The 16,331-nt window shown below is 61.8% G+C and carries 17 protein-coding genes and 1 tRNA gene; 11 read left to right on the top strand and 7 right to left on the bottom strand.

What is annotated here, in order from left to right; genetic code table 11:
* Window positions 1–20: 20 nt before the first annotated feature.
* The 4 genes from Q0S71_RS16130 to Q0S71_RS16115 all read right to left on the bottom strand — a co-directional run bounded on the left by Q0S71_RS16130 (window position 21) and on the right by Q0S71_RS16115 (window position 3,534).
* Window positions 21–96: transfer RNA gene (locus tag Q0S71_RS16130), tRNA-Lys, on the bottom strand.
* Window positions 97–190: 94 nt separating this feature from the next.
* Window positions 191–1,966, bottom strand: coding sequence for a GspE/PulE family protein (locus Q0S71_RS16125; protein ID WP_295997827.1), 1,776 nt, complete (start codon window positions 1,964–1,966; stop codon window positions 191–193).
* A gap of 51 nt (window positions 1,967–2,017) precedes the next feature.
* On the bottom strand, window positions 2,018–2,845 hold the full coding sequence (locus Q0S71_RS16120) for a spermidine synthase (RefSeq protein WP_295997824.1): 828 nt from the start codon (window positions 2,843–2,845) through the stop codon (window positions 2,018–2,020).
* A 176-nt stretch (window positions 2,846–3,021) separates the two neighbouring features.
* Window positions 3,022–3,534 (bottom strand): glycine zipper 2TM domain-containing protein, encoded by a 513-nt coding sequence (locus tag Q0S71_RS16115; protein WP_295997823.1) that lies wholly within the window; start codon window positions 3,532–3,534, stop codon window positions 3,022–3,024.
* 393 nt (window positions 3,535–3,927) lie between these two features.
* Between Q0S71_RS16115 and Q0S71_RS16110 the strand changes: the two genes are divergently transcribed.
* The 5 genes from Q0S71_RS16110 to Q0S71_RS16090 all read left to right on the top strand — a co-directional run bounded on the left by Q0S71_RS16110 (window position 3,928) and on the right by Q0S71_RS16090 (window position 9,243).
* Window positions 3,928–4,341 carry a barstar family protein gene (locus Q0S71_RS16110; protein WP_295997820.1) on the top strand — a complete coding sequence of 138 codons (414 nt, stop codon included), beginning with the start codon at window positions 3,928–3,930 and terminating at the stop codon, window positions 4,339–4,341.
* A 158-nt stretch (window positions 4,342–4,499) separates the two neighbouring features.
* Entirely contained in the window at window positions 4,500–5,117 is a 618-nt protein-coding gene (gene purN, locus Q0S71_RS16105; RefSeq protein WP_295997817.1) for a phosphoribosylglycinamide formyltransferase, read from the top strand.
* A gap of 12 nt (window positions 5,118–5,129) precedes the next feature.
* A complete protein-coding gene (locus Q0S71_RS16100; protein WP_295997814.1) occupies window positions 5,130–6,470 on the top strand; it encodes an RsmB/NOP family class I SAM-dependent RNA methyltransferase in 1,341 nt (446 codons plus the stop codon).
* A 111-nt stretch (window positions 6,471–6,581) separates the two neighbouring features.
* Window positions 6,582–7,919 (top strand): mechanosensitive ion channel domain-containing protein, encoded by a 1,338-nt coding sequence (locus tag Q0S71_RS16095; protein ID WP_295997813.1) that lies wholly within the window; start codon window positions 6,582–6,584, stop codon window positions 7,917–7,919.
* A 121-nt stretch (window positions 7,920–8,040) separates the two neighbouring features.
* Window positions 8,041–9,243: a fatty acid desaturase gene (locus tag Q0S71_RS16090; protein WP_295997810.1), complete on the top strand. Its 1,203-nt coding sequence runs from the start codon at window positions 8,041–8,043 to the stop codon at window positions 9,241–9,243.
* 211 nt (window positions 9,244–9,454) lie between these two features.
* On the opposite strand, the gene rpmG is transcribed toward Q0S71_RS16090, so the two are convergent.
* The 3 genes from rpmG to radC all read right to left on the bottom strand — a co-directional run bounded on the left by rpmG (window position 9,455) and on the right by radC (window position 10,716).
* Window positions 9,455–9,622 (bottom strand): 50S ribosomal protein L33, encoded by a 168-nt coding sequence (gene rpmG, locus Q0S71_RS16085; protein ID WP_081611954.1) that lies wholly within the window; start codon window positions 9,620–9,622, stop codon window positions 9,455–9,457.
* Window positions 9,623–9,635: 13 nt separating this feature from the next.
* Window positions 9,636–9,872, bottom strand: a complete 237-nt coding sequence (gene rpmB / locus Q0S71_RS16080; protein ID WP_010400928.1) for a 50S ribosomal protein L28 — start codon at window positions 9,870–9,872, stop codon at window positions 9,636–9,638.
* A gap of 169 nt (window positions 9,873–10,041) precedes the next feature.
* Window positions 10,042–10,716 (bottom strand): DNA repair protein RadC, encoded by a 675-nt coding sequence (gene radC / locus Q0S71_RS16075; protein ID WP_295997751.1) that lies wholly within the window; start codon window positions 10,714–10,716, stop codon window positions 10,042–10,044.
* Between the two features lie 118 nt (window positions 10,717–10,834).
* Here radC and Q0S71_RS16070 point away from each other — a divergent pair, with 118 nt between their 5' ends.
* The 6 genes from Q0S71_RS16070 to Q0S71_RS16045 all read left to right on the top strand — a co-directional run bounded on the left by Q0S71_RS16070 (window position 10,835) and on the right by Q0S71_RS16045 (window position 16,264).
* Window positions 10,835–11,290 (top strand): FKBP-type peptidyl-prolyl cis-trans isomerase, encoded by a 456-nt coding sequence (locus tag Q0S71_RS16070; RefSeq protein WP_295997748.1) that lies wholly within the window; start codon window positions 10,835–10,837, stop codon window positions 11,288–11,290.
* Window positions 11,291–11,305: 15 nt separating this feature from the next.
* Entirely contained in the window at window positions 11,306–12,253 is a 948-nt protein-coding gene (ispH, locus tag Q0S71_RS16065) for a 4-hydroxy-3-methylbut-2-enyl diphosphate reductase (protein WP_295997745.1), read from the top strand.
* A gap of 332 nt (window positions 12,254–12,585) precedes the next feature.
* Window positions 12,586–13,515, top strand: a complete 930-nt coding sequence (locus tag Q0S71_RS16060; RefSeq protein ID WP_295997741.1) for a branched-chain amino acid ABC transporter permease — start codon at window positions 12,586–12,588, stop codon at window positions 13,513–13,515.
* Between the two features lie 30 nt (window positions 13,516–13,545).
* On the top strand, window positions 13,546–14,763 hold the full coding sequence (locus Q0S71_RS16055; protein WP_295997738.1) for an ABC transporter ATP-binding protein: 1,218 nt from the start codon (window positions 13,546–13,548) through the stop codon (window positions 14,761–14,763).
* Window positions 14,764–14,771: 8 nt separating this feature from the next.
* Window positions 14,772–15,542 carry an ABC transporter ATP-binding protein gene (locus Q0S71_RS16050; RefSeq protein WP_295997736.1) on the top strand — a complete coding sequence of 257 codons (771 nt, stop codon included), beginning with the start codon at window positions 14,772–14,774 and terminating at the stop codon, window positions 15,540–15,542.
* On the top strand, window positions 15,542–16,264 hold the full coding sequence (locus Q0S71_RS16045) for an ABC transporter ATP-binding protein (RefSeq protein ID WP_295997735.1): 723 nt from the start codon (window positions 15,542–15,544) through the stop codon (window positions 16,262–16,264). The genes Q0S71_RS16050 and Q0S71_RS16045 overlap by 1 nt, the downstream gene beginning before the upstream one ends.
* Window positions 16,265–16,331: the final 67 nt, after the last annotated feature.

Raw genomic sequence — 16,331 nt, 5'->3', positions numbered from 1 at the left:
TTTTTTCTACTGCGCATTCGTGGTAGGCCGTGCGGGATTCGAACCTGCGACCAACGGATTAAAAGTCCGCTGCTCTACCAGCTGAGCTAACGACCCGAAAGAGGCCGTATTATATACAGCTCCCTGTCTTCTGCAAAGGTTTTTCTCTACATCAACTTCAACCGGACTGCCGCCGCAGTTCAGCCGCACCTCAGCCCAGCGCCGCCGTCACTTTCAGCACTTCCTCGGCGCTGGTCACGCCTTCGATGATCTTGTAGGCGCCGGCGATGCGCAGCGGTTTCATGCCGTCGGCCGCGCTCTGGCCGCGCAGCGCGTGGATGTCGGTTTCCTCGCGCACCAGCTTGCTGAAGCTTTCCGTCACCGTCAGCAATTCATAGATGCCGGTGCGGCCGCGATAGCCGGTCTGGCGGCATTCGGGGCAGCCGACCGGGCGGTACACGACGGCCGGCTTGGGAATCTTCCAGGCGCCGCCTATGCTGTGCCAGATGTCGTCGCCGATCTCGCCGTCGGGCGATTTGCAGTCGGGACACAGGGTGCGCACCAGGCGCTGGGCCATGATGCCGATCAGCGTCGCCTCCAGCAGATAATAGGGCACGCCCAGTTCCAGCAACCGCATGACGGCCGATGGCGCGTCGTTGGTGTGCAGCGTCGACAGCACCAGGTGGCCGGTCAGCGCGGCCTGGATCGCCATCTCGGCCGTGGCCAGGTCGCGGATTTCGCCGACCATGATGATGTCGGGATCTTGCCGCATCAGCGCGCGCACGCCGTCGGCGAAGGATAAATCGATGCCGGGCTGGACCTGCATCTGGTTGAAGGCCGCCTCGACCATCTCTATCGGATCTTCGACCGTGCAGACGTTCACCTCGGACGTGGCCAGCGCCTTGAGCGTCGTGTAGAGCGTGGTGGTCTTGCCGGAGCCGGTCGGGCCGGTGACGAGGATGATGCCGTGCGGACGGCTGGTCAAGTCGTCCCAGCGGGCGGCGTCGTCGGCCGGGAAGCCGAGCTCGGGCAGCGTCTTGACCACCACTTCCGGATCGAAAATACGCATCACCAGTTTTTCGCCGAAGGCGGTCGGCAGGGTCGACAGGCGCAGCTCGATTTCCTGGCCGCCGGCGGTGCGGGTCTTGATGCGGCCGTCCTGCGGGCGGCGCTTTTCGATCACGTCCATGCGGCCCAGCAGCTTGATGCGGGCCGTCATCGCGATCATGACGACGGCCGGCACCTGGTAGACCTGGTGCAGCACGCCGTCGATGCGGAAGCGGATGGTGCCCAGCTCGCGCTTGGGCTCGAGGTGGATGTCGGAGGCGCGCTGCTCGAAGGCGTACTGCCACAGCCAGTCGACGATGTTGACGACGTGCTGGTCGTTGGCGTCGACCTGCTTGTTGATCTTGCCCATCTCGACCAGCTGCTCGAAGTTGTTGCGCAGCGCCAGGTCCTGGCCGTTGGTTTTATTGGCCTTCTTGATCGACTTGGCGAGGGCGAAAAACTGCGAGGTGTACTGGGCGATGTCGAGCGGATTGGCGATCACGCGGCGCACGGCGCGGCGCGCGATCTTGGCGATCTCGGCTTCCCATTCGATGGCGAAGGGGTCGGCGGTGGCGACCACCAGCACATCCTGCGTCAATTCCAGCGGCAAGATGTTGAAGCGCGCGGCGTAGCTGGCCGACATCACGTCGGCGACCTTGGTGAAGTCGATCTTGAGCGGGTCGATGCGGACAAAGGGCAGGGCGGCGCGGCCGGCCAGCCATTCGGTGAGCGCGTCGAGCGTCAGTTGCTTGTGCGGCGGCAGGCCGGATTTCAATTTGCAGTGGGCCACGGCGCACAGCGGATGCATGGCGCCGACGGTGTTTTTCAAGATGCCTTGGGCTTGCGCGTACTGGGCTTTGACGTCGGCTTTCTCGACCAGGCCGTCGGCCAGCATCCACGTGAATATCTGTTGCAGATCGAGCGCTTTGGGGGAAGACATGGATGCTGCCACTTTCAAAGTCGTCAGGCCGGACTGGCCGCTTGCCACTGCTTATTGTTGGTCGGCTTTGCCGGCCTTGCCGGGTTTGCCGCCCAGGCCGCTGCGTATGCCCTTGACCCAGGATTTGGCCGGCAGCTTGGTGGCCGCGACGATGGCGGCGGCGCGCGCGTCGAGCGCGGCCAGGGCCTCATCGTCGAGCGCGCGCCGGCGCTTGAACGCGATGGCCACGACATTACCATCGTGGACCTGCGGCAGGCAAATGACTTGCTCAAACGCGAAGCCGATGGCCTTGATGTTTTTGGCGTAGCTGGGATGGTCGCCGAACAGGTTGACCGTCAAGATGCCGTCGTCGCTCAGGCAGGCGTTGCACGACTGGTAGAACTCGGCGCTGTCGAGCACGGGACCGCGCGCGGTGGCGTCGTACAGGTCGGCCTGGATGACGTCGAGCTGGCCGGCGTTGGCCGGGTCGTTGACGTAGTCGAGCGCGTCCATTTCGATGACGCGCAGGCGGGCGTCGTTGGGCGGCAGCTTGAACATCGAGGCGCAGACCGCCATCACCGCCGGATTGAGTTCGACGGCCGTCACCTCGGCCTCGGGAAACTGTTTGTAACAATATTTAGTGAGCGTGGCCGTGCCCAGGCCCAGCTGGGCGATGCGGCGCGGCTGTTCCAGCCACAACATCCAGCTCATCATCTGCTGCGCGTATTCCAGTTCCGGCCAGTCGGGCTTGCGGATGCGCATCGCGCCCTGCACCCATTCCGTGCCGAAGTGCAAATAGCGCACGCCATCCTGCTCCGACAGGGTGACCGGCGCATATTTGGCCTTGCGCGCCGGACGCGACGATTCAACTTGTTCTATGGATTTTCGTTTGATGAGCATGGATGGCTAGCGTGAGGTGGCGGTGAGTCGATCCGCATTATCCCGCGTCGCCTTACCGCAAAGCAAGCAGCATGCGCGGCGAGCGCCGGATGACGGGGCGGGCCCATAAAAAACTGCCGGACATCGCTGTCCGGCAGTGGCGGGGCGCCGCGCGCGATGGTGCGCGCGCCGAGCGATTATTGCTGCGCCGGCTCGACCGACACGTGCAGGCGGATGCGCTCGCCCGGATCGTAGGCCATATTGCTGGTGTAGTTGCGGCCGCGGTAGTCGTAGCTGACCTGGTAGCCGACGTTGCGCGATTCCCAATGGTCGACCGTGCGGCATTGCTTGACCGCCTGCTGCGAGACGCCGCCCGGCTGGTTGTTGGCGTTGCCGATGTGGTCGCCCGTGACGGCGCCGGCGATGGCGCCGGCCGCCGTGGCGACGGTGCGGCCGGAGCCGCCGCCGACCTGGCTACCGAGCAGCGCGCCGGCGATGCCGCCGATGATGGCGCCGCCCGCGCTGCGTTCCTGCGCCGGTTGCTGCACTTGCTGGTAGTCGGTGCGGCACTCCTGCTGAGGACGGTTCACTTGTTCGACCTGGGGCGTGACACGGGTGACCTTGCCGAAATCTTCGAAGTCGGCGGCCTGGACGAGCGGCAAGGCGCCCAGGCAGAGAGCGGAAGCGATGAGTTTGGCTTGCAAGTTCATTTGATACCTCGTTGTAGGTTGGAAGGTATATCAGGCGATCTGATATTCCACGGTTCTATGGTAATCCGGCAATTCCCGAAAAAGGGTTTCTGATGGCAACAAATTGTAACAGCAGCGGCCCCCTTCTTCTCTGGCCGCCGGGCCCGGCCCGGAGGCGCGCGCAGAGGGGGCGGCTGCCCCAGTGACCGGAAAACCCCTAAGAAATCTTCTGTTTATTACAAATCTTGCGTTAGCCATCACATTCGTGTTGATTCGTGGGGAACAACACGTTACCCTAATATGCGTATGGGATTGGATTGACGCAAAGAAATGCGACTTCGTCCAGCGCCAGTGCATTGACCCGCTGGCAGAAAAGAACAACACCCATGCATAACAGGTCGATTTGAGGGAAAAATGAGTTTGTTAATGACCGTGCCGCCCAACCTTGTCCAGTCCATCCGTGCTTTTCGCGTCGCCGAATTGCAAGACGAGGCCGCCCGTCTCGGGCAGCACTTTTTATATGCACATTGCAACGCCGGCGTCACAAAACAGCAAGTGCTCGGCATCATCGCCGAATCGTTCCAGTTTCCCAAAGGGGTAGGCAAGAATTTCGACGGCCTGCGCACCACGCTGACCGAGACCGTGTTCGGCGCCATCGCCACCACGGCGCTGCCGCTGGCCGGCTTCCTCGTCGTCCTCGAACAACTGCCCAATACCCAGAAATTCGACAAGGAAGCGCGCGAGACCCTGCTCGACGTATTCCGCGACGCGGCCGATTTCTGGGCCGAGAAAAAAATCCCCTTCCGCGTGTTTTATTCCTTTGAATAAGCCTTGAAATCAGCTGCGGACCCGGCTGCGGCCGGGCGCAACTTGATGGCATCGCGCCGCTAACAGCGGCCTAATCGCGCGAACGGCGTCATGCTGCGTCGCAGCAAACGCAGCGCTTTTCTTGGTCCGCCACGCCTGAGAGGGTACAATGGCGGCCTATGAAAAATATCGTCATCCTCATTTCCGGTCGGGGCAGCAATATGGAGGCGGTCATACGCGCGGCGCAAGCCGAGCAGTGGCCGGCCCGGATTGCCGCCGTGATCAGCAGCCGCAGCGACGCCCCCGGGCTGGCGTTCGCGGCCGCCCATGGAATCGGGACGGCCGTGGTGGAGAGCAAGCAATACGCCACCCGCGCCGAGTTTGACGCCGTATTACAAGCGGAAATCGACCGCCACGCCCCCGACCTGCTCGTGCTGGCCGGCTTCATGCGCATCTTGACGCCACCGTTCGTCGAGCACTACGCCGGCCGCATGCTCAATATCCACCCCTCGCTGCTGCCGCTGTTTCCAGGCTTGTCCACGCATGCCCGGGCGCTCGCAGCCGGCGTGACCGAGCATGGCGCGACCGTGCATTTCGTCACCGCCGAACTCGATCACGGTCCGACCGTGGCCCAGGCCACGGTGCCGGTGCTGCCGGGCGACACGGTCGAGACGCTGTCGGCCCGCGTGCTCGAGCAGGAACACACACTCTACCCGCGCGCCGTGCGCTGGTTTATCGAAGACCGGCTGACGCAGCTGAACGGCGCGGTCCACGTGGACCACACAACACATCACTAACCAAGGAATTCCATGAGATTGCCACCAGCGATACTTGCCAATGCTGAAGAAGTATTGCGCGAGATTCTGCGCTTTTCGGCGCCCGCCGACACCACGCTGTCACGCTACTTTAAAGATCATCCGCGCCTGGGCGGCCGCGAGCGCGGCGCCATCGCCGAGTGCATCTACAATATTTTGCGCAACAAATCCTTCTTCACCGACTTCTCTGAAGCCGGCGGCGGCGCCACCATGCGCCGCCTGACGCTGCTGGGCATGGCCGACGCCGTCGGCATCGAGTCGATGGGCGGCCTGAGCGACGAAGAAGTCGAATGGACCGAGCGCATCACGCAGATCGACCGCAAGCTGATGCACAAATCGATGCGCTCGAACATGCCGAAGTGGCTGTTCGAGATGCTGGTGACGCAGATGGGCGAAACGGAAGCGCTGTTGCTGGCCGACGCGCTGAACACGCCGGCGCCGCTGGACTTGCGCGTCAATTCGATGAAGGCCACGCGCGAGGAAGTCATGGCCGGCCTGGCCGAGGCGCCTATCCGCAGCACGCCGACACCGTTTTCGTCGCTGGGCCTGCGCGTGCTGCAAAAGCCGGCGTTGCAAAACCTGCCGCTGTTCAAGTCCGGCGCCATCGAGGTACAGGACGAGGGCAGCCAGATCCTGTCGCAAATCGTCGGCGCCAAGCGCGGCGAAATGGTGGTCGACTTCTGCGCCGGCGCCGGCGGCAAGACGCTGGCGCTGGGCGCGCACATGCGCAACACCGGCCGTTTGTACGCCTTCGACGTGTCGGAAAAGCGCCTGGCCAAGCTCAAGCCGCGCATGGCCCGCAGCGGCCTGTCGAACGTCCATCCGGTGCAGATCGCGCACGAACGCGACGCCAAGATCAAGCGTTTGGCCGGCAAGATCGACCGCGTGCTGGTCGACGCGCCATGCTCGGGCCTGGGCACGCTGCGCCGCAATCCCGACGTCAAATGGCGCCAGCAGCCTTCCGCCATCGTCGAGATGCAGGCCAAGCAGATCGCCATTTTGGACGGCGCCGCCCGCCTGCTGAAAGGCGGCGGCCGCCTGGTCTACGCGACGTGCAGTTTCCTCAATGAAGAAAACGAGCACGTCGCCGAGCAATTCCTGGCCAACCACGCCGACTTTGAACTTGTGCCGATGAGCAAAGTGCTGGCCGAGCAAAAGATCGAGCTGGAAATGGGCGACTACCTGAAGCTGTTGCCGCACAAGCACCAGACCGACGGCTTCTTCGCCGCCGTGTTCGAGCGCAAGCCCATGCCGAAGAAGGTGCTGCCGGTTAAGGTCGACGCGGACGGCGCGGACGACGCCGACCAGGCCGACGAAGACGACGCCGAAGATTAAGCAAGCAGGCCGGGGATGCTTCCCCGGCTTTTTTTTGCCCGGATGCGCTGGCGGACAGCGGCGGCCCGGGCTTTTACGCTACCCTGTCATACCCCCACTTCCATGACCGCAATGAAGCAAGCTCCCTTCGAAAACGTATTGGCCGACCTGATCGGCGACATCAACGACCCCGGCCTGATGTGGCAGCTGGGCGCCATCGTGCTGTCCATCGTCGTCGGCTGGGGCCTGGCGCGCTTGCTGCGCCTTCAATTCGGCCGCAAGGAAGAGCCGCAGGGCATGGTGCGCTTCAGCGTGGAAAGTTTGGGCCGCGTCGTCGGGCCGCTGATGATCGTCGCTTTACTGGCCTTGTCGCGGCAGCTGATGGTGAGATGGCACCACGTTAATCTGCTGAAGCTGGCCATACCCATCTTCGGCTCGCTGGTCGTGATACGGCTGACGTTTTATCTCTTGCGCCGCGTGTTCGCGCGCCGCGGCCATGTCGGTGCCGCCATGCTGGTGTTCGAGAAAGTGTTTCAGCTGCTGGTGTGGCTGGCCGTCGTCATCTATATCGCCGGGTTGTGGGACGATATCTTCGCCTTCATGGATACGACGGTGGTGCCGCTGGGTAAGTACAAGGTGTCGATCGCCGCGATTTTGCAAGCCATCGTCTCGGTCGCCGTGCTGCTGGTCATGGCCTTGTGGGCCGGCACGGCGCTGGAAGAGCGGTTGATGATGATGCAGGGCATGCATTCCAATTTGCGCGTGGTGCTGGCGCGCATGGCCCGCGCCATCTTGATCGTCGTCGCCCTGCTGGTCAGCCTGTCGCTGGTCGGCATCGATTTGACGGTGCTGTCCGTGTTCGGCGGCGCCCTGGGCGTCGGCCTGGGCCTTGGTTTACAGAAGATCGCCAGCAACTATGTGTCGGGCTTTGTGATCTTGCTCGATCGTAGCTTGACGATAGGCGACATGATTACCGTCGATAAATACAGCGGCAAGGTGACCCAGATCAATACGCGCTACACGGTGTTGCAGGGACTCGATGGCGTAGAATCGATCGTGCCCAATGAAATGCTCATTTCCAGTCCGGTGCAGAATTCCTCGCTGTCGAACAAGATGTTGTGGCTGTCGGCCAAGGTCTCGGTCGGCTATGAAACGGACCTGGACCTGGCGCTGTCGCTGCTGGAACAGGCGGCCGCGTCGGTGGAGCGGGTTTCCAAGGAAAAGCCGCCGTCGGCCCAGTTGCAGACTTTTGGCGCCGATGGACTCGACCTGCAAGTGGGTTTCTGGATCAGCGACCCGGAAAACGGCCGGGGTGGCGTGACCTCGGACGTGAACCGGGCAATCTGGCGAGCCTTGCAACAGAACAAAATATCTGTTCCTTTCCCGCAACGCGAAATGCGCATCGTCGGCCCCTTGCCCACGGCCGAGCCAGCCCTCGCAGCGGTGGAAAACAGCGCCAACGTTCCGTGAGGGCAGGAAATCCTTCCGCAAATCATGAGCGATTCAGCGTACAATTATAATCAAAATAAAGAAAATATCGGACCTTCCAGGCAGCGAAGTCACCGTATGCGATCCCCACTTTGGAGCAGTAATGAATTTTAGTTTAAGCGCAGTACTGGAATTTCTGGCAACCGGCATCACAGGCCTCTCCGGCTGGCAAGTATTTTTCTACACTTTGGCGGTGACGCACATCACCATCGCCAGCGTCACTATTTATCTGCACCGCCACCAGGCCCACCGCGCGCTTGAGCTGCACGCGATTCCCAGCCACTTTTTCCGTTTCTGGCTGTGGCTGACCACCGGCCAGGTGACCAAAGAATGGGCCGCCATCCACCGCAAGCACCACGCCAAGTGCGACACCGAGGAAGATCCACACAGCCCGGTCACCCGCGGCATCAAGAAAGTGTTCTGGCAGGGCGCCGAGCTGTACCGCGCCGAATCGAAGAATCTGGAAACCATGGACAAGTACGGCCATGGCACGCCGACCGACTGGATCGAGCGCAATCTGTACACCAAATACAGCTGGCAGGGCGTGGTCGCGCTGCTGGCCATCAATATCGCCCTGTTCGGCGTGATCGGCGTGTCCGTGTGGGCCGTGCAGATGATGTGGATACCGATCACGGCCGCCGGCATCATCAACGGCATCGGCCACTACTGGGGCTATCGCAACTACGATTGCGCCGACGCGGCCACCAACATCATTCCCTTCGGCATACTGATCGGCGGCGAGGAATTGCACAATAACCACCATACGTTCGCGACGTCGGCCAAGCTGTCGTCGAAATGGTATGAGATCGATATCGGCTGGCTGTATATCCGCATCCTCGAAACGCTGGGCCTGGCCAAGGTGAAGAAGCTGGCGCCGGCGCCGAAGTTCGCGCACGGCAAGCTTGAAGCCGACTTCGACACGCTGCAATCGGTCATCGCCAACCGCTATGACGTGATGGCCAAGTACGGCAAGTCGCTCAAGCACGCCTGGAAAGAAGAGCTGGAACATTTGAAGGACAAGGCGCAGCTAGAATCGCGTTTCCTGAAATCGTCGCGCAAACTGTTGCAGCGTGAGCCGGGCAAACTGGAAGCGCCGCAGCAGGAGCAGCTGAGCGAGTTGTTCCAGCACAGCAAGGCACTGGAAACCATGCACAATATGCGCGTGGAACTGGGCGTGATCTGGGAGCGTTCGCACTTCACGCGCGACCAGTTGCTGCACAAGCTGCAAGACTGGTGCAACCGCGCCGAGGATTCCGGCATCAAATCGCTGCAAGATTTTTCCTTGCGCCTGCGCAGCTACGCTTGACGCACCAGCTTTGACCGGGCCGCTGCGGCCGGTATCATTACTGCCAACAACGGCTCCGATTTCGGAGCCGTTGTTGTTTGACGGTAGGGGATGGCGGCCGCTGTCGCTTGGTCATGCTCCGTGCCGGCAAGCCGGGCAATGCCGGCCGGGTACACTCCAGACGCAAAAAAGCCGTTCAATGAACGGCTTTTTTTGACCAACCGAAGATCGATTACTTGATCTTGGTTTCTTTGTACGTCACGTGCTTGCGAACTTTAGGATCGAACTTCATGATCTCCATTTTCGCTGGCGTCGTGCGCTTGTTCTTGGTGGTCGTGTAGAAGTGACCCGTACCTGCGGTCGACTCCAACTTGATTTTGTCGCGGCCAGATTTTGCCATGATAGCTCCCTATTTAGACTTTTTCGCCACGAGCGCGCATATCGACCAGAACGGCGTCGATGCCGACTTTGTCGATGACACGCAGACCGGCGTTGGACAGACGCAGGGAGACCCAGCGATTTTCAGATTCAACAAAAATACGACGATTCTGCAAGTTAGGCAAAAAACGACGTTTGGTTTTGTTGTTTGCATGGGAAACATTGTTGCCGACCATCGGCTTCTTCCCAGTGACTTGGCAAACACGTGCCATGGTGCACTCCTTAAAAACATTCCACAATTGGAAAAACGAGAGTATATCTAAAAACCCCAGCTTTTTCAATGACTTGTGAAAAACAAGTGTGTCATGAAGTTTTAAAATTATTTAACAATTTGTTTTTCATGCCACGCCCATGGGTAAACACGGGTAAACCAAGGGGGAGTCACAGTTGTCCGTGTTCGGCGAAAGAGTGGACGTGCTGTCCGGCCACGACAAAATGGTCGAGGATGCGGATGTCGACCAGGGCCAGCGCCTGCACCAGCGCGCGCGTCAGCAGCAAGTCCGATTCGCTCGGTTCCGCCGAGCCGGACGGGTGATTGTGGGCCAGCATGACGCTGGCGGCGTTGCGCGCCAGCGCCTCCTTGACCACTTCGCGCGGGTAGACGCTGGTGTGGGTGAGGGTGCCGCGAAACAATTCCTTCGACGCCAGCAAACGGTTCTTCACGTCCAGGAACAGCACGTGAAACGATTCGTGCGGCTTGCCATGGAACAGCAGCCGCAGATATTGCTTCACCGCTTGCGGCGAGCTGAGGGCCGAGCCCTGTTTCACCTGTTCTTCCAGCGCCCGCCGCGCCAGCTCCATCACGGCCTGCAATTGGGCGAACTTGGCGCTGCCCAGGCCGTGGGTCGCGCAGAATTCCGCCAGGCTGGCGCCGAACAAGGCTTGCAGCGAGCCGAAGTGGCCGACCATGTCGCGCGCCAGTTCGATGGCGTTCTTGCCCTTGACGCCGACGCGCAGGAATACGGCCAGTAATTCCGCGTCCGACAGGGCCGGCGCGCCTTCGCGTATCAGGCGCTCGCGCGGACGCTGATGTTCGGGCCAGTCGCTGATCGCCATGTTTGCTCCCCTGTTTGAGATGCCGCACCGCGCGGCGCAGTCAATTCTGCGTGGACCACGAGCGTAGCGGGCAAGGTGGCTTACAATACGGGTTTGCACGCTCACAGAATCCCACGTCATGTCCAATGCACAAACTGCCGTCGTCACCAAGTCGGCCTACCTCACTCTGCATTATCGTCTGGCCCGTTTGGACGGTACTGATATCGTTACAACCTTCAATGGAAATCCGGCCACGCTGATGCTGGGCCAGGGCCAGTTGGCGCCCTTCCTCGAAGATTGTCTGCTCGGCCTGCCCGAGGGCACGCACCGCACCTTCGAGCTGACGCCGGCCCAGGGCTTCGGCGAACGCACGCCGGAGCTGGTGCGTCCGGTCACGCGCGCCACGCTCGATGACAACTCGGTGCCGGGCGCCGACTATAAAATCGGCGACCTGGTCGATTTCGCGGCGCCGGGCGGTGGCCGTTTCGCCGGCGTTTTGCGCGAAATTAACGATGAAACGGCGCTGTTCGACTTCAACCACCCCTTGGCCGGCCAGCCGCTGCGCTTCGAGGTCAATCTTATTTCTGTGCTGTAAGCAGCGAGGATAGTGATGGATAAGGAAATTCTGTTGGCCCAGCCGCGCGGTTTTTGCGCCGGCGTCGACCGCGCGATCGAGATCGTCGAGCGCGCGCTGCAACAATTCGGCGCGCCGATTTATGTGCGCCACGAAATTGTCCATAACGCCTACGTGGTGGAAGACTTGCGCAACAAGGGCGCCATCTTTATCGAGGACCTCGATGACGTACCGGCCGGCAACACGCTCGTGTTTTCGGCCCACGGCGTGTCGAAGGCGGTGCGGGCCGAGGCGGAGTCGCGCGGCCTGAGCATCTTCGACGCCACCTGCCCCCTGGTGACCAAGGTGCACGTCGAAGTGGCCAAGATGCGGCGCCAGGGTTGCGAGATCGTCATGATAGGCCACGACGGCCACCCGGAAGTCGAAGGCACCATGGGCCAGACGGACGAGGGCATGTATCTGGTCGAAACGGTGGCCGATGTCGATACGCTGCGCGTCATGAAACCGGACCAGCTGGCCTATGTTTCCCAGACAACGTTGTCGGTTGACGACACCGCCGACATCATCGCGGCCCTGAAGCGCAAATATCCCAACATTATCGAGCCGAAAAAAGGAGATATTTGTTACGCCACCACCAACCGCCAGGAAGCCGTCAAATTCATGGCGCCGCAAGTGGAGCTGGTGATCGTGGTCGGCAGCCCCAACAGCTCCAATTCCAACCGCCTGCGCGAAGTGGCCGAGAAGATGGGCACGCCGGCCTATATGGTCGACAACGCCTCGCAAATCGACCCGGCCTGGCTGGAAGGCAAGTTGCGCGTGGGCGTCACGGCCGGCGCGTCGGCGCCCGAAGTGTTGGTGCATGCCGTCATCGACCGTCTAAAAGAGTGCGGCGTGCGCAGCGTGCGGCCGCTGGACGGGGTGCAGGAAGCGGTCACCTTCCCCTTGCCCAAGGGCCTGGACGGCTTGAAACCGGTACCGGTTTAGCGCGCGTTTTAACATTTCCGGTATTCCGGCCTAATTAAATTTTGGTCGGAATCGCTTTTTCCGATATTAGTTTTTGCGGATAGTCGTTATCATTGCCCGGCCTGAAAAGTTGTCTTTTCACTTTTAAGGTTGCCAGCATGCTGGCATAAGGCTTGCTTGATAATGCGCGGTAGATGGACGCGGGACCGGCGGCGGCTAGCACCGCACCGGACCGGCGGCGTCGAATCAAGGGCGGCACTACGGGGTCTACTCCGGGTGCCGTTTTTGTTGCGGTCGCCATCCACGCGCAAACGGGCAGTGCGGTAATAACACAACACAAAGGCTATCTCCCCATGGATACATTTATCCAACAAATTATCAATGGCCTGGTGCTGGGCAGCATGTATGCGCTGGTCGCCCTCGGTTACACGATGGTGTATGGCGTATTGAATCTGATTAACTTCGCCCACGGCGACGTGCTGATGATAGGGGCGATGGCCGGCCTGACCATCCTCAACCTGCTCAACTCGGTGGCGCCGGACTTGCCGGGCTACGTCAAGCTGGCCATCGCCATCGCCGGCGCGATTCCGATCTGCATGCTGGTCAATATCCTGATCGAGCGCATCGCCTACCGCCGCCTGCGCAACGCGCCGCGGCTGGCGCCGCTCATCACGGCGATCGGCGTCTCCATCCTGCTGCAAACCTTCGCCATGATGATCTGGGGCCGCAATCCGCTGCCCTTCCCGCAACTGCTGTCGGCCACGCCGATCACGGTCGGCGGCGCGCTCATTTCGCAAACGCAGATGTTGCTGCTGGTGCTGGCGGCCGCCGCCATGTTCGCGCTGGTGATGCTGGTGGAAAAAACCAAGATGGGCCGCGCCATGCGCGCCGTCGCCGAAAACCCGCGCGTGGCCGGCTTGATGGGCGTCGATTCCAACCGCGTCATCGTCGCCACCTTCGCCATCGGCGCCGCCCTGGCCGCCATCGCCGGCGTGATGTGGGGCGCCAACTACGCGTCGATCCAGTTCGCCATGGGCTTCGTGCCCGGCCTGAAAGCGTTCTCGGCCGCGGTGCTGGGCGGCATCGGCAATATCTACGGCGCCATGATAGGCGGTATCGTGCTCGGCATTATCGAAAGCCTGGGCGCCGGCTACATCGGCGACTTGACCGGCGGTTTCCTCGGCAGCAACTACCAGGACATCTTCGCCTTCGTCGTGCTCATCATCGTGCTCACCGTGCGCCCGTCCGGCATCATGGGCGAACGCGTGGCGGACCGCGCCTAAGCCGGTCCCGGATATAGATTAAGGATTTCCATGGCACTCTTGAATTTTGATACCAGCCGCAATCCGCGCAAGGCCTACACCAGCATGGCCGTGACGCTGGCGGCGCTGATCGTGTTTCCCTTCATCGCCGCCCAGTTCGGCAACTCCTGGGTCCGCATCATCGACATGGCGCTGCTCTACATCATGCTGGCGCTGGGCCTGAACATCGTGGTCGGTTTCGCCGGCCTGCTCGACCTCGGCTACATCGCGTTTTACGCGGTCGGCGCCTACATGACGGGCTTGCTGGCCTCGCCGCAATTCGCCACCCTGCTCGAATCGATCATCAACCAGTATCCGGTGCTGGGCGATGGCCTGGTCGCGCTGCTGGGCTCGGATATCCGCGACCACGGCATCCACCTGTCGGTCTGGCTGATCGTGCCGCTGGCGGCCGCCACCGCCGGCCTGTTCGGCGCGCTGCTGGGTGCGCCCACGCTGAAATTGCGCGGCGACTACCTGGCCATCGTGACGCTGGGCTTCGGCGAGATCATCCGCATCTTCATGAACAATTTGAACGAGCCGATCAATTTCACCAACGGTCCGCAGGGCATCAACCTGATCGATCCGATCAAGGTGTTCGGCGTCAACCTGGCCGGCGACGCCGGCTCGCGCGCCAACGTCATCGTCGGCGGCTTCTCCATGCCGTCCGTCAACGCCTACTATTTCCTGTTCCTGATACTGTGCATCGCCATCGTCTTCATCACATCGCGCCTGCAGCATTCGCGCCTGGGCCGGGCCTGGGTCGCGATCCGCGAAGACGAGATCGCCGCCAAGGCCATGGGCATCAACACCCGCAACGTCAAGCTGCTGGCGTTCTCGATGGGCGCCTCCTTCGGCGGCGTGGCCGGCGCAATGTTCGCGTCCTTCCAGGGCTTCGTGTCGCCGGAATCGTTTTCGCTGACCGAGTCGATCGCCGTGCTGGCCATGGTGGTGCTGGGCGGCATAGGCCACATCCCCGGCGTCATCATGGGCGGCGCCTTGCTGGCGGCCTTGCCGGAAGTGCTGCGCCACGTCGTCGAACCGTTGCAGCAGCAACTGTTCGGCCGCGTCATCATCGAGTCCGAAGTGCTGCGCCAGCTGCTGTACGGCCTGGCGATGGTGCTCATCATGCTGAACCGTCCCGCCGGCTTGTGGCCCGCGCCCAAGCACGAAGACCGGCCCGATGCCGATACTGATAAACCCGAAGCGTCGTCCGGCGTGATGGCTGCCTGAGGAAATCCATGAGCGAACAAGTTATTTTGAATATCGCCGGCGTCAACAAGCGCTTCGGCGGCTTGCAGGCGCTGACCGACGTCGGCATCAAGATCATGAAGGGCCAGATCTACGGCTTGATCGGCCCCAACGGCGCCGGCAAGACCACCTTCTTCAACGTCATCACCGGCTTGTACCAGCCCGACACCGGCACCTTCGAGCTGGCCGGCAAGCCGTATTCGCCGTCGGCGCCGCATGAAGTGGCCAAGGCCGGCATCGCCCGCACCTTCCAGAACATCCGCCTGTTCGGCGAGATGACGGCGCTGGAAAACGTCATGGTCGGCTGCCACGTGCGCACCCGTCAGGGCGTGTTCGGCGCCGTGTTCCGCCACAAGGCCGCGCGCCTCGAGGAGGCGGCGATCCGCGCGCGCGCGCAAGAGTTGCTGGAGTTCGTGGGCATCGGCCAGTTCGCCCAGCGCACGGCGCGTTTCCTGTCCTACGGCGACCAGCGCCGCCTCGAAATCGCCCGCGCCCTGGCCACCGAGCCGCAGTTGCTGGCGCTCGACGAGCCGGCCGCCGGCATGAACGCGACCGAAAAACTGGCGCTGCGCGAGTTGCTGGTCAAAATCAAAAACGAGGGCAAGACCGTGTTGCTGATCGAGCACGACGTCAAGCTGATGATGGGCTTGTGCGACCGTTTGACGGTGCTGGAATACGGCAAGCCGATCGCCGAGGGCCTGCCTGCGGAAATACAAAGCAATCAGGCGGTTATCGACGCCTACCTGGGAGGATCGCACTAATGAGCGACAATGTTCTAAAAGTATCGGGACTGAAAGTCGCATACGGCGGCATCAAGGCCGTCAAGGGTATCGATCTGGAAGTGAACAAGGGCGAGCTGATCGCGCTGATCGGCGCCAACGGCGCCGGCAAGACGACGACGCTGAAAGCTATCACCGGCACCTTGCCGCCATGCAAGGTCGAAGGCACGGTCGCCTATCTGGGCGAGTCGCTCAAGGGCAGCAAATCGTTCCATCTGGTCGAAAAGAAACTGGCGATGGTGCCGGAAGGCCGCGGCGTCTTCACCCGCATGTCGATCCAGGAAAACTTGCTGATGGGCGCCTACACGCGCGACGACAAGGCCGGTATCGCGGCCGACGTCGCCAAGTGGTTCGACGTGTTCCCGCGCCTGAAGGAGCGGGCCTCGCAGATGGCCGGCACCCTGTCGGGCGGCGAACAGCAGATGCTGGCGATGGCGCGCGCGCTGATGTCGCATCCCAACTTGCTGCTGCTCGATGAGCCGTCGATGGGCCTGTCGCCCATCATGGTCGAGAAAATCTTCGAAGTGATACGCAATGTGTCGAAAGAGGGCATCACGATCTTGCTGGTCGAGCAAAACGCCAAGCTGGCGCTGCAAGCGGCGCATCGCGGCTATGTGATGGATTCCGGTCTCATCACGATGACCGGCAACGCCAGGGATATGCTGGACGATCCGCGCGTGAAGGCGGCGTATCTGGGCGAATAGCCCGCGAACGAGGCGAACTGGCTGGGCACAAACGGGGACCGCGGTCCCCGTTTGCATAGCTAGTGAC

The organism is Rugamonas sp. (genome assembly GCF_025354735.1).
Classification (GTDB): Bacteria; Pseudomonadota; Gammaproteobacteria; order Burkholderiales; family Burkholderiaceae_D; genus Rugamonas.
Note: the sequence above shows the minus strand (reverse complement) of the source record. Positions and strands in the feature narration are given on the sequence as shown.

What these genes read in the sequence shown, in the direction of transcription:
- Q0S71_RS16095 (WP_295997813.1), top strand. Translation starts at nt 6,582, where the DNA reads ATGAAGCAAGCTCCCTTCGAAAACGTATTGGCCGACCTGATCGGCGAC.
- ispH (WP_295997745.1), top strand. Translation starts at nt 11,306, where the DNA reads ATGGATAAGGAAATTCTGTTGGCCCAGCCGCGCGGTTTTTGCGCCGGC.
- Q0S71_RS16045 (WP_295997735.1), top strand. Translation starts at nt 15,542, where the DNA reads ATGAGCGACAATGTTCTAAAAGTATCGGGACTGAAAGTCGCATACGGC.
- Q0S71_RS16050 (WP_295997736.1), top strand. Translation starts at nt 14,772, where the DNA reads ATGAGCGAACAAGTTATTTTGAATATCGCCGGCGTCAACAAGCGCTTC.
- Q0S71_RS16060 (WP_295997741.1), top strand. Translation starts at nt 12,586, where the DNA reads ATGGATACATTTATCCAACAAATTATCAATGGCCTGGTGCTGGGCAGC.
- Q0S71_RS16055 (WP_295997738.1), top strand. Translation starts at nt 13,546, where the DNA reads ATGGCACTCTTGAATTTTGATACCAGCCGCAATCCGCGCAAGGCCTAC.
- Q0S71_RS16120 (WP_295997824.1), bottom strand. Translation starts at nt 2,845, where the DNA reads ATGCTCATCAAACGAAAATCCATAGAACAAGTTGAATCGTCGCGTCCG.
- radC (WP_295997751.1), bottom strand. Translation starts at nt 10,716, where the DNA reads ATGGCGATCAGCGACTGGCCCGAACATCAGCGTCCGCGCGAGCGCCTG.
- Q0S71_RS16090 (WP_295997810.1), top strand. Translation starts at nt 8,041, where the DNA reads ATGAATTTTAGTTTAAGCGCAGTACTGGAATTTCTGGCAACCGGCATC.
- rpmG (WP_081611954.1), bottom strand. Translation starts at nt 9,622, where the DNA reads ATGGCAAAATCTGGCCGCGACAAAATCAAGTTGGAGTCGACCGCAGGT.
- Q0S71_RS16125 (WP_295997827.1), bottom strand. Translation starts at nt 1,966, where the DNA reads ATGTCTTCCCCCAAAGCGCTCGATCTGCAACAGATATTCACGTGGATG.
- Q0S71_RS16110 (WP_295997820.1), top strand. Translation starts at nt 3,928, where the DNA reads ATGAGTTTGTTAATGACCGTGCCGCCCAACCTTGTCCAGTCCATCCGT.
- Q0S71_RS16100 (WP_295997814.1), top strand. Translation starts at nt 5,130, where the DNA reads ATGAGATTGCCACCAGCGATACTTGCCAATGCTGAAGAAGTATTGCGC.
- purN (WP_295997817.1), top strand. Translation starts at nt 4,500, where the DNA reads ATGAAAAATATCGTCATCCTCATTTCCGGTCGGGGCAGCAATATGGAG.
- Q0S71_RS16070 (WP_295997748.1), top strand. Translation starts at nt 10,835, where the DNA reads ATGTCCAATGCACAAACTGCCGTCGTCACCAAGTCGGCCTACCTCACT.
- rpmB (WP_010400928.1), bottom strand. Translation starts at nt 9,872, where the DNA reads ATGGCACGTGTTTGCCAAGTCACTGGGAAGAAGCCGATGGTCGGCAAC.
- Q0S71_RS16115 (WP_295997823.1), bottom strand. Translation starts at nt 3,534, where the DNA reads ATGAACTTGCAAGCCAAACTCATCGCTTCCGCTCTCTGCCTGGGCGCC.